General features: G+C 66.2%; 9 protein-coding genes, 1 tRNA gene and 2 pseudogenes. 5 read left to right on the top strand and 7 right to left on the bottom strand.

From position 1 onward, the window contains the following. Positions 1–35: 35 nt before the first annotated feature. Genes PWF70_RS17830 through PWF70_RS17820 form a run of 3 tightly spaced genes read right to left on the bottom strand, consistent with a single transcriptional unit; the run spans position 36 to position 3,274 of the window. The gene (locus PWF70_RS17830) at positions 36–1,178 is read right to left on the bottom strand and encodes an ABC transporter permease (protein ID WP_279938889.1); all 1,143 of its coding nucleotides are present in this window, start codon (positions 1,176–1,178) and stop codon (positions 36–38) included. Then, positions 1,175–2,014 carry an ABC transporter ATP-binding protein gene (locus PWF70_RS17825; protein ID WP_075863857.1) on the bottom strand — a complete coding sequence of 280 codons (840 nt, stop codon included), beginning with the start codon at positions 2,012–2,014 and terminating at the stop codon, positions 1,175–1,177. The genes PWF70_RS17830 and PWF70_RS17825 overlap by 4 nt, the downstream gene beginning before the upstream one ends. Positions 2,015–2,032: 18 nt before the next feature. Further along, entirely contained in the window at positions 2,033–3,274 is a 1,242-nt protein-coding gene (locus tag PWF70_RS17820) for a CaiB/BaiF CoA transferase family protein (protein WP_279938890.1), read from the bottom strand. 142 nt (positions 3,275–3,416) lie between these two features. On the opposite strand from PWF70_RS17820, the gene PWF70_RS17815 reads away from it, so the two are divergent. Then, the gene (locus PWF70_RS17815; protein ID WP_279938892.1) at positions 3,417–5,195 is read left to right on the top strand and encodes a long-chain-acyl-CoA synthetase; all 1,779 of its coding nucleotides are present in this window, start codon (positions 3,417–3,419) and stop codon (positions 5,193–5,195) included. 30 nt (positions 5,196–5,225) lie between these two features. Here the strand turns inward: PWF70_RS17815 and PWF70_RS17810 are convergent. Together PWF70_RS17810 and PWF70_RS17805 are read right to left on the bottom strand one after the other, a co-directional pair. Beyond that, positions 5,226–5,557: pseudogene (locus PWF70_RS17810) on the bottom strand (hypothetical protein). Between the two features lie 58 nt (positions 5,558–5,615). Continuing rightward, the gene (locus PWF70_RS17805; RefSeq protein WP_286352715.1) at positions 5,616–6,266 is read right to left on the bottom strand and encodes an alpha/beta fold hydrolase; all 651 of its coding nucleotides are present in this window, start codon (positions 6,264–6,266) and stop codon (positions 5,616–5,618) included. Positions 6,267–6,410: 144 nt separating this feature from the next. Here PWF70_RS17805 and pgm point away from each other — a divergent pair, with 144 nt between their 5' ends. Further along, positions 6,411–8,054 carry a phosphoglucomutase (alpha-D-glucose-1,6-bisphosphate-dependent) gene (pgm, locus tag PWF70_RS17800; RefSeq protein WP_182374271.1) on the top strand — a complete coding sequence of 548 codons (1,644 nt, stop codon included), beginning with the start codon at positions 6,411–6,413 and terminating at the stop codon, positions 8,052–8,054. Here the strand turns inward: pgm and PWF70_RS17795 are convergent, their stop codons facing one another. Next, positions 8,055–8,753, bottom strand: coding sequence for a VIT1/CCC1 transporter family protein (locus PWF70_RS17795; RefSeq protein ID WP_155225733.1), 699 nt, complete (start codon positions 8,751–8,753; stop codon positions 8,055–8,057). Positions 8,754–8,960: 207 nt separating this feature from the next. Between PWF70_RS17795 and PWF70_RS17790 the strand changes: the two genes are divergently transcribed. The 3 genes from PWF70_RS17790 (at position 8,961) to PWF70_RS17780 (ending at position 10,510) form a co-directional block, all read left to right on the top strand. Then, a complete protein-coding gene (locus tag PWF70_RS17790) occupies positions 8,961–9,707 on the top strand; it encodes a DsbA family protein (protein ID WP_286352714.1) in 747 nt (248 codons plus the stop codon). A 111-nt stretch (positions 9,708–9,818) separates the two neighbouring features. Further along, positions 9,819–9,891, top strand: a tRNA-Ala gene (locus PWF70_RS17785). An 82-nt stretch (positions 9,892–9,973) separates the two neighbouring features. After that, positions 9,974–10,510, top strand: a complete 537-nt coding sequence (locus tag PWF70_RS17780; protein WP_286352713.1) for a hypothetical protein — start codon at positions 9,974–9,976, stop codon at positions 10,508–10,510. Here PWF70_RS17780 and PWF70_RS24145 read toward each other — a convergent pair. Further along, positions 10,493–11,581 (bottom strand): annotated as a pseudogene (locus PWF70_RS24145) (recombinase family protein); the annotation flags it as partial. The gene PWF70_RS17780 and the pseudogene PWF70_RS24145 sit on opposite strands and share 18 nt — an antisense overlap. Positions 11,582–11,619 lie beyond the last annotated feature (38 nt).

Here is an 11,619-nt window from a genome sequence, read left to right as displayed (position 1 = left end):
CGGGTGCTACCCGGCCGGCGGAATAGTCTTGGCGCTCAGGCGATCCGGACCCCGCGTGCCAGTTTCCCCGCGGGGACTCGTAGTCGTCGTGCGGCCACCCAGAATCCGATGCCTCCGAGGGCGAAGTAGAACGTGAGTCCGAAGTACCACGAGTCACCGACCTTCGACGTCTCGTGTGCCGTCTCGCGGACGCTGTAATCGGCCGGGTCGACAGCTGGGTAGGTGTACGTCGTGTCCGAGCAATACCTCGAGCCGATGTAGGGGCCCGCGCGCACCGCGGAGAAGACCTGCGAGATCTCCGACGCGACGCTGGATGCTGCCTCGCGGTCGAGAGGGTCGCGCTGAGGGGCGACGGCATCGGCGACGATGAAGAACGGGTTGGGTGCCAGCAGCCACCAGATGTGTTCGTGATGGTGGAACTCGCGGTCCTCGCGGACCTCACGACACGTCGACGTCGGGGGCTGCGGAGGGTTGTCGACGAACGTCGTGTTCGGCCGGATGACCGTATGCGTCTGTGTCGTTGCCGGGAAAAGCAGGCCGAAGACGATGGGTAGACCCAGGATGAGGAACAGCACGCTCGCTTGGGTGAGGACCGCCGACCCTGCGGGCCGCGTCGTCATCGCGGAGAAACCGAGTCCGATGCCCGCATAGCAGACGAAGAGGGCGATCAGCACCGTCACGCCCGCGAGACCGTGTGCGACTCCATTGGGCGACTCGACGATGCCCCAGATGACATACGGGGCCGCGACTCCCACGAAAGCCAGGCTCGCCAGCCAGCTTCCGATCAATTTCCCCAGTGCCAGCTGCGAATTCGTGATGGACGTGGCTTGGACGACGGCCAGCGTGGCGTCCTTGCGATCGCCGTTGATCGTCGTCGCGGCCAACGTCGGAGCGACGATGATGCCGAGAAACAGCAGAAACCCGACGAGGATCTCGTACAGAGCCGATGACCACCCCCGGTACGTGCCGCCGAATGCGACCACCGACAAGTACAGGGATCCCAGCACGACCAGGGATACCACCGCGAATGCGGTCGCGAGAATGGCCTTCCACCGGGTCGTGCGCAGGCGTTGGCGTAGTTCGAGTTCGACGATGACCCAGACCATCCGCCACCAGGTGGTGAATGCGGTCGTGCGGGTCTCGGGTCGAGTCGGCTGTTCGAGAAGGGGGGTCGTCATCGGCGCTCCGGGTCCAGGGCCAGATAGGCATCTTCGATACCGCTCGAGGTGGGTGCGAACTCCGCGACCGCGGCCCCGGAGCGGATCAACTCGCGCAGATATCCCGCGGCCGCGGGCTCGTCATCGAAATGCCGTTGCTCGGCGTCGGACATCGACTGGCCGGCGAGCCTGATGCGCCACACGTGGCCCGCGGCCGGTGGCGGTCGGTGAGTACGTCCGCCGGTCATGAGGACCACGTCGTCGACCATCTCGTCGAGTTCGGAAAGGATGTGGGACGACACCAGAACCGCACACCCGTCATCGGCGAGTCGGCGGAGTTGGCTGCGTAGGTCCATCCGCGACCGCGGGTCCATGCCGGAGGCCGGTTCATCGAGGAGAAGGATTTGCGGGCTGTGGACCAGTGCCCGGGCAAAGCCGAGTCGCTGCTTCTGGCCTCGGGACAACTCGTGCGCCGGCCGGGCGGCGAACTCGCTCAGGTGGACCAGTTCGAGCAGTTCGTCGGCCCGCTGACGTGCCGAAGCCGTGCGCAAGCCGTACAGCCGGCCGAAAGTCGTCAGGATCTCGTGTGCGGTGAGGCTCTCCCACGTGCCGAAGACATCGGGCATCCAGCCGATGAGTCGCCGGGCGTCCTCGGGCGACGCCGGAGACCCGTCGATGACGATGGTGCCGTCGTCCGGTGCGAGAAGTCCGGCGAGTAGCAGGAGCAGCGTGGTCTTCCCGGCCCCGTTCGGGCCGACCAGTCCGCAGATCCGACCGGGGGTGAGTTCCAGGCCTGCGTCGGCGACAGCGAGGTGCCGGCCGAAGGTACGTGAGAGCCCGGTCGCGACCAATGACATCCCCCGACCATAGTCGAGTCAGATGACCCCGCCCTCATGCAATTCGGTCAGGTCGGCCGACGACAGCCCCAGCATCTCGCCGTAGACGGCCTCGTTGTCGTACCCCGGCGTGGGCGGTCCGGCATTGCGGATGCCGCCGGGTGTCTCGCTGAACTGAGGGACGACGCCGGGTCCGAGTACGGTGCGCTGGGCGCCTTCGTCGTAGTGTTCGGCGATCATGCCGCGCGCCCGCAGGTGCGGGTCTGCGACCACCTCGGCGACCGTGTTGACCGGTCCCACAACGACTCCCGCGGCGCTCAGCACCTCGGTGAGTTTCTCGGCGGAGTACTGCGCCGACCAATCGCCGATCATCATGTCCAGCTCGTCCTGGTTGCGACCGCGGGCGGTGTGATCGGCGAACCGTTCGTCGGTGGCGAGTTCGGGACGGCCCATCGCCTGGCAGAGCCGGGCGAACACCGAGTCCTGGTTGGCTGCGATGATGACGTGGGTGCCGTCGCTGGTGGGGTAGAGGTTCGACGGCGCGATGCCCTCGAGTCGGGTGCCCGACGGTCCGCGCACCACGCCGCCCGCGTCGTAGTCGGCGATCGCCGATTCCTGCACGGCGACACAGGATTCGATGAGTGACGTGTCGACGACCTGGCCCTTGCCGGTCACCGTGCGCCGGTACAGCGCGGCCAGTGCACCCTGGGCGGCGAACATGCCGGCGAGGGTGTCGCCTATCGAAAGTGCAAGTCGCGGAGGCAATTGCCCGGGGTAACCGTTCAGATACCGTAGGCCGCTCGCCGCTTCGGCGACGGATGCATAACCGGCGCGCGTCGCATCCGGCCCGGTCTGCCCGTAGCCGGACACCCGCACGATGACGAGGCCGGGGTTGCGTTCCGACAGCACGTCCGGGCCGATGCCGAGACGTTCGAGCGTGCCGGGCCGGAAGTTCTCGACGACGATGTCGGCGCGGTCGGCGAGCTGGAGGAAGATCTCACGGCCGCGGTCGGAGCGCAGGTCGAGGGTGATCGCTTTCTTGTTGCGGGCGTGGACCGTCCAGTAGAAGCGGTGGCCGTCGACCTCGGCCTGACCCCAGGTGCGGATCGGATCGGGCTTGCCCGGCGGTTCGATCTTGATGATGTCGGCGCCCATGTCACCGAGGAGGCGGGCGGCGTGCGGACCCGCGATCAGGGTGCCCATCTCGAGCACGGTGACGCCATCGAGCGGCCCCGGCGGGGTTCCTCCTCGGTTCGGCGCGTCAACGGTGTTGTCGGTCATGGGTACACAGTGTGGCCGGTCACAGGTGCAACGCCAAGACGAAGGGTGGACTCACGTTTGGAACGAATCGATCTATGCGTTCCATTGTTGCGGATCTCCGGCTATGGTGTGTGTCGTCGAACACACACCGGGGAGGCTTTGAATGGTTGATCACGCATCGGGGACCGGGCTCCTGCCCGACATCCGTCTCGCCGACATGGCGGCGGGCGTCGCATCGCTGCGCAAGGACATCGGGACCGTTCTGCGTGTGTTGCCGGAGATGCTGCCCAAGCCGCCGACCACCAAGATGTCGATCGGCAAGCGCTTCCAGCAGTCCGTCGACAAGTACCCCGACCGCGACTTCCTGCGCTTCGAGGGTTCGTCGATCACCTACCGCGAGGCCAACGCCCGGGCCAACCGTCTCGCCGACTTCCTGACGCGTGAGGGCGTCGGCAAGGGCGATGTGGTGGCGGTGCTGTCGAAGAACCACCCCGATGTCGTGATCGCCATGCTGGGCATCGTCAAGATCGGCGCCATCTGCGGCATGATCAACTTCCACCAGCGCGGCGCAGTGCTCGAGCACAGCCTCGGACTCCTCGACGCCAAGGCCGTTCTGTACCAGGAAGATCTGGGCGAGGCTCTGGATTCGGTCCCGCTGAGTGCGCGTCCGGCAAAGGAATTCACCTTCGAGAAGCTGCCGTCGCTGGTCGCACCTTGCTCGCCGGTCAATCCGAAGGCCACCGAATCCGTCGAGGTCGGATCGACCGCGATCCTGATCTTCACCTCCGGCACCACCGGATATCCCAAGGCCAGCAAGCTGAGTCACTACCGCTGGCTGGTCGCCATGAACGGCATCGGCGGCCTCGGGATCCGTCTGCGCAGCGACGACGTGATGTACACGGCGCTGCCCTTCTATCACAACAACGCGCTCACGATCTCGCTGTCGTCGGTGCTCAACTCCGGTGCCTGCCTCGCGATCGGCAAGCAGTTCTCGGCGTCACGATTCTTCGACGAGCTCATCGAGAACGACGCCACCGCGTTCAGCTACATCGGCGAGCTGTGCCGGTATCTCCTTGCGCAGCCGCCGAAGCCGACCGACCGCGCGCACCGCGTCCGGCTCGCCGTCGGCAACGGCTTGCGCCCCGACATCTGGGACGACTTCACCGGACGGTTCGGCATCGACCGCATCGTCGAGCTGTATGCGGCCAGCGAGGCCAACATCGGTTTCGTCAACGTTTTCGGGCTGTCGAAGACAGCGGGCTTCTCGCCGCTGCCCTACATCGTCGTCGAGTACGACGAGGAGACCGGTGAACCGTTGCGCGGACCCGATGGCCGGGTGCAGAAGGTCGGCAAGGGTGGCACGGGACTGCTTCTCGCACAGATCAACTCGCGCGTCCCCTTCGATGGTTACACCGACCCGAAGGCCACCGAGAAGAAGATCGTCCGCGACGCCCGCAAGAAGGGCGACCAGTGGTTCAACAGTGGCGACGTCGTCCGCGACCAGGGCTTCCACCACATCGGCTTCGTCGACCGCATCGGTGACACCTTCCGCTGGAAGGGTGAGAACGTCGCCACCACCGAGGTCGAGGCCGTGATCGACGCACACGACTCCGTCGAGGAGGCCGTCGTCTTCGGTGTGCCGGTGCCCGGCGTCGACGGCAAGGCCGGGATGGCGGCGGTGAGCCTCCACGACGGTCAGGAGTTCGACGCCGCGGGCTTCGCCGCGCACGTCCGGAAGGGGCTACCGAGCTATGCGGTCCCGCTGTTCGTGCGGATCGTCGACCAGCTCGAGCACACGTCGACCTTCAAGAACATGCGCACCGAACTGCGCAAGCAGGCCTACTCCGAGACCGGTGACGACCCGATGTACGTACTCTCCGGCGACACCTACGTCGAGTTCTACCCGGAGTTCGTCGAAGAACTGTCCGGAGCTCGGCGATAGGAGTGAACGGGGACCGACGTGGTGGCGGTGTCAGCCGTCCACCACGTCGTAGACCGCCTCGGCCGGCGCGGCCAGGAGCCGATCCGCCATCTCCTGCTTGAGGTAGGTCAGGCGCGCCTCCTCCTCGGCGGTGCGCTGACCATCTCGAAGGTGTCCCGTACACCGGGCCCGGTGTGTGCCGTGGCCACGACGATGTCACGGCGCTCGACCGAGCCGGGTTCACCGAGTTGGGGCAGAGCTCGCTCGAGGACCTTGAACGCGTGCGCGACGCCGCCCGGGAAGCCGGGACCGTGGTATCGGGTCACGTCGTCGATGGTGAAGGAGATCTGGGTGCCCTGATCGATGACGGTGATCGCGCTCATGCGATGGACTCCTTCGTGGTGCGGGCCGCCGGGGACCGGAGACTTCAGCCTGCGAAGTCTACTTACGGTGCACAGCGGACAGGCGCTCGCCCACGAACTCGAGTGCGCTCCGCTGCCACAGGCCGACATGATCGAGCATCGCGTGGCCGCCGTCGGGGACGTCGACGAACTCGGCGTCGACGCCCTGCGCCGACAACTCGTCGATGCCCTTGCGGGTGCGCTTGGCGAAGGTGCGTTCGTCCGCGGCGCCGTGGACTGCCACCACGCGGGCGCCCGGTTGGATGTGTCGCCAGTCGGCGTGCTGCCACCAGGGGGCGAGGGCGAGGACGCCGATGACACGGCGGTCGGCGGCGAGTTGCGCGGCGACCCGGCCGCCCATCGAATGGCCGATCGCGACGACGGGGGTGCCGGGGTGGCGTCGGCACAACTCGTCGAGCGCGGCGCGCGCCGGGAGCATCGGGCTGCTCTCGTCGCCGTTCCAGCCGTAGACGCGGTACCGCACCTGATGCACCCGTACGGCGCGTCCGTAGCGCAACCGCAACGACCACGTGAACGGGTACATGCGCAACGCCGATCCCTGCCACGGACTGAACGGCTTGCGGCTGTCGTCGGTGCCGCCGGGCAGCACCAGGACGAGAAGTCCGGCCGGGGCTCGCCGGGTCGGGAACAGGCAGGGGGAGAGCAGGCGCAGGGGACCGGGATTCAACATGGTCTGGCAGGCCTCCAACGGCACGTCGTCGATCGCTCCACCCTAGCGATTCGATTCCGGGCGGAATATGGACCGGTCTGGTGAGCTTGACGAATTGGTGTCGTCGGACGGGCGAATTCCGATCTTGATGGCAGAATCGCGGATATGGCACATTCCCGCGCTGGAACATTGGCCCTGCCCGAAGACCTCGTCGACGTGGAGGCACTCGAGCGTGCCTATTACGACAACGTCCCCGATCCGTCGGACCCGTTGCAGCAGGTCGTGTTCGGGACCTCCGGCCATCGGGGCTCGAGTTTCGACACCGCATTCAACGAAGCGCATATTCTCGCGACGACCCAGGCCATCGTCGAATACCGGCGCAGTGCGGGAATCACAGGTCCGCTGTTCATCGGTTTCGATACGCACGCTTTGTCGATTCCGGCGTGGCGGACCGCGCTGGAGGTTCTCGCCGCCAACGAGGTGGCGGTGTTGACCGCCGAGGACGACTCGTATACCCCCACCCCCGCGGTCAGTCGGGCGATCCTGACGTTCAACAAGGAGAACCCCGGCGTACTCTCCGACGGCATCGTGGTGACGCCGTCGCACAACCCGCCTCGCGACGGCGGGTTCAAGTACAACCCGCCGACCGGTGGTCCGGCCGACACCACGGTCACCTCGGTCATCGCCGCCCGCGCCAACGACCTGCTCGCGGCGAAGCTCGACGGCGTGAAGCGGATCCCGTTCGAGCGGGCCCGATCCAGTGAGTTCGTCCAGGATTACTCGTTCCTACAGGGTTACATCGAGGGCCTCGGCGGCGTCATCGACATGAAGGCCATCCATGACGCCGACATCCACATCGGTGCCGACCCGCTCGGTGGTGCGTCGGTCGGGTACTGGGCCCACCTCGGGCTGCGCTACAACCTCGAACACCTCACCGTCGTCAACCCGACCGTCGACCCGACGTTCTCCTTCATGACGCTCGACACCGACGGCAAGATCCGGATGGACTGCTCATCGGCGAACGCGATGGCGTCGCTGATCTCCGCACGCGACTCCTTCGACATCGCGACCGGCAACGACGCCGACTCCGACCGCCACGGGATCGTCACGCCCGACGCCGGCCTGATGAATCCGAACCACTACCTCGCGGTGGCCATCGACTACCTGTTCACGCATCGTCCGCAGTGGTCGGAGCAGGCGGCGGTCGGCAAGACGCTGGTTTCGTCGTCGCTGATCGACCGAGTGGTCACCGGAATCGGGCGGCCGCTGCTGGAGGTGCCCGTCGGTTTCAAGTGGTTCGTCGACGGTCTGCTCTCCGGACGCGTCGCCTTCGGTGGCGAGGAGAGCGCCGGGGCGTCGTTCCTCATGTTCGACGGCACGCCGTGGTCGACCGACAAGGACGGCATCATCATGGCGCTGCTCGCCTCGGAGATCCTGGCCGTCACCGGAAAGACACCGTCGCAGCGGTACGCCGAACTCGCCGAGCAGTACGGGGAGACCTCCTATGCCCGTATCGACGCGCCCGCCTCGCGCGAGCAGAAGGCGGTGCTGTCGAAACTGTCGCCGGAGCAGGTGAAGGCCACCGAACTCGCCGGTGAACCGATCTCCGCGGTCATGACGACCGCACCCGGCAACGGGGCGGCGATCGGCGGTCTGAAGGTCACCACCGAGAACGCGTGGTTCGCCGCTCGGCCGTCCGGAACCGAGGACGTCTACAAGATCTACGCCGAATCCTTCAAGGGCCCTGAGCATCTCGCGCAGGTGCAGAAGGAGGCGCAGCAGGTCGTCGACACCGCTCTCGGGAGCTGATCAACCGCCCGCGGGGACGCCGATCGCCAGGCCCACCAGATAGGTGGCGCCGGCGGCGATCGCGCCGAAGCACAGCTGACGCAGCGCGCCCCGGGCGATCGGATGGCGGGTGACGTAGGCGGCGACGCCTCCGGCGATGAGCAGGCCGACGGCGCCGACCGACAGGCCGAGGATCAATGAGGAGAACCCGAGCAGGTAGGGGATCAGCGGGACGACGCCGCCGACGCCGAACATCACGAACGACGAGATCGCCGCCACCCACGGCGACGGCTTGTCCGACGGGGCGACGCCGAGTTCCTGCGTGATGTGGACGTCGACCGCGCACTCGGGGTCCCGATGGATCTCGTGCGCCGCGGTGGTCGCGGTCTCCTCGGTCATACCCATCTCGGTGAACATCTCGACGAGTTCGTTGAGTTCCCCACGGGGATTTTTCGCGATCTCGGAGCGTTCGACATCCACCTCGGCGTCGAGTTGCTCGTTCTGCGTCGACACCGAGGTGAACTCACCGAGGGCCATCGAGAACGCGCCCGCGATCAGCCCGGCGACACCCGACAGGACGATCGTGTGCGCACTGGCCCCCGCCCCTCCGACGCCGGCGACGAGGCTGATGTTGGTGACCAACCCGTCCATCGCGCCGAAGGTCGCCGCGCGCACCCGGCCGCCCGAGACGTCCGGATGCTCATGGCTGATCGGGTTCATTTCCTCGTCGACCTCGCTGTTGGTCACCCGGCGAGCGTAACGACGCATGTACCGGTGCGCTGGGCGAGCCTCATCCTGCTGATCGAGCAGGTGGCGGGCTTAGCGAGTAGTCGCATGAAAAAGTCCCCATCGACACGGCACGCAATCGGTGCCGGTTCGGTGCAGCTACTCAGCCGTTTATCAGCGCTGCGCGGATATTGTCGTTACGTGAGCGAAAAGCGTAAGTCGGGAGCCTCCGTGCCCCGCGCCACCACATCGAAGTATCAGCCGAGCGCGCCGTCGAGCACGATGACCTACGTTCTCGGAGGCATCGCGGTCCTGGTGATCGCGGGCCTGGTCATCGGCGGGATCTGGTGGAGCGGTCGTGACAAGGGAACCGCGGACCAGTCCGCACTCGCCGCCAGTTCGACGATGATCGTCGGACCCGAGAACGCCCCGCTGATCGATGTCTTCGAGGATCCCCTGTGCCCGGTGTGCAAGATGTTCGAGCAGCAGTCGGGACCTGCGATCACCGCCGCGGTCACCGAGGGCAAGCTGCGGGTGCGCTATCACACGCTCAACTTCCTGAACTCGCGGTCGGCGACCGGTGACTACAGCTCCCGGGCCGCGGGCGCGCTGACCTGTGTGGCGCAGGAACAGAACACCGACCTGTTCCTCCGGTTCCACAGCGCACTGTTCGCCGCCCAGCCGGCCGAGGACGGCACCGGCAACATCACCAGCCCCGAACTGGCGCGCCTGGCGACCTCGCAGGGCGCGACGCCTGCGACCGCCAAGTGCATCACCGACAACGAGAAGGTCGCGCAGGCCGAAGCGAACGCCACCACGTCGAGCGACGAACTGAAGAAGGCCGCCGGCCAAGTCGGCACCCCGAGCGTCCTCCACGACGGCAAACCCGTCGAAGGACTGCTCGACGGCACCGGCTGGCTCGACGGAATCCTCGCCGGCAAGTCCTGATCCGGGAGGGACCGGGTCCTTGATAGGACCCGGTTCCTGCGGATTTGGCCACTGTCGTGGCAGTGGTGTAACTTTCCTAGTGCCCTTGAACAGGGCGGAACAACAAAATACGGGGCTATGGCGCAGCTGGTAGCGCACCACACTGGCAGTGTGGGGGTCAGGGGTTCGAGTCCCCTTAGCTCCACGTAAGTTGAGAAATTCGAAATCTGCCCCGTCTGATGGCGGGGCAGTTTCGCGTCCGGGGACGGTTGGGGCATCTCGCCCCCGTGCTCCTGGGCGAGGACAGCGGCCGCCGGTTCTGCTGGCACGAACGTGACGTGTTCGTCCTCGTCGATGACTATTCGCTTGAACAGCGCGCGGTTGAGCATGCGGCGTTCAGCAGGTTCGCACTTGCTGTAGAGGTCACCGAGGTCGGTGAGGACATCGACGATCTGATCGAGCCCCTCGTGAGCGCTGTGGTAGGTGTTCGCGAGGTTGTCGAGCCGGCTGTTGATGGCGTCGAGGCTTGTGCGGATGCGGTCCTGTTCGCTCTTGAGCAGGTCGAGCGGGATGGCGTCGGCGTAGTGGGCTTGGACGAGCTTGAGGCGTTCGGCATCGAGCTTCTCGCGCTGGGTGGTCAATACGGTGCGTTCGTTGTCGCTGGAGGCTTCGAGCTGGTCGAACACTTGGTGCAGTACCTGGCTGACGTGCTCGGCTTCCTCGTCGGTGAGCCCGTTGGTGCCGTAGTCGCGTTCGACGCGGTCCTCGATCCGTTCGGCGAGGATCGCCGAGCGGGTGCAGCCGTTCTTCTTGCGCCGCCCTGAACAGGTGAAGTACTCGTAGCGATCTCCTTGCTTGTCCCGGGGCCGTTCGATCATGAGCTTGGCGCCACACGAGCAGCACAAGCTCCCCTTGAGGTAGTGGTCGTACTTCTGAGGCCGCTCACCGACAGCGTTCTTCGCATCGAGCTGCGTCTGGACCCGCAGCCAGTTGTCCGGGTCGGCCAGCGGGATGTGGGCGCCGTCGTAGGTGACGCCGCGGAAGGTCACGGTGCCCTGGTAGTAGGGGTTGGTCAGGATTTTGTGCAGCCCGGTGGTGGAGACCGGCTTTGCCGGCTGTGAGGGTGTGGAGCGGGTCGTCAGGCCGCGGGTCTTCAACTCGCGGGCGAGGGAGGAGAGGGACCAGTCGCCGGTGGCGTAGGCGGCGAACGCGAACCGGATCAAGTCCGCGCGATCGGGGTCCAGTTCGATATCTCGGGCTTCTCGGCCTTTGGCGTCTGTGGTGCGCACGTTCAGGTAGCCCAACGGTGCTTTGGTCGGCGTGCCACCGATCGACGCTTTCTGCGTCATCCCTTTGAGGACTTCCTGGGCCAGGTTGAGGGAGTAGAACTCGGCCATCGACGCGAGGATGCCGTGCATGAGCATGCCGGAGGGGGTTTCGTCGATGTTCTCCGTGACAGAGACCAGGGTGATGTTCGCCCCGCGCAGGGTGGAGTGGATGATCGCGTCATCGAGCCGGTTGCGAGCGAGTCGGTCGACCTTGTTGATGATGCAGTACCGGACCGGGTTAGCTGCGATGTAGTCGAGCATTTCCTGCAACGCGCGGCGACGGGCGGTCTTCGCGGACTCGCCGGGCTCGATGAACTCCTTGACGATGACTGCGCCGAGCTGTTCGGCCTTGCGCTGGGCGGCTTCTCGCTGGGCGGGGATGGACAGACCTTCTTCGAGGCCGTTGCGGGTGGCCTGGTCCTTGGTGGAGACCCGCAGGTAGGTGACCGCTGGTATCAGCCCGTCAGCTCCTTCCTCACCGGTCCCGGCTATCTGGTGCCGCTGGTCAGTTGCCAGTGCGCGGAGTGTCGCGACGTCGATGCCGGAGGGGAGACTGATGGGAGACATGGAGTGACCGCCTTTCAGGTGCCCAACTGTGGGTTGGG

It is taken from the genome of Gordonia sp. Swx-4 (genome assembly GCF_030316175.1).
Classification (GTDB): domain Bacteria; phylum Actinomycetota; class Actinomycetes; order Mycobacteriales; family Mycobacteriaceae; genus Gordonia; species Gordonia alkanivorans.
This window is presented reverse-complemented; position numbering and strand designations above follow the sequence as displayed.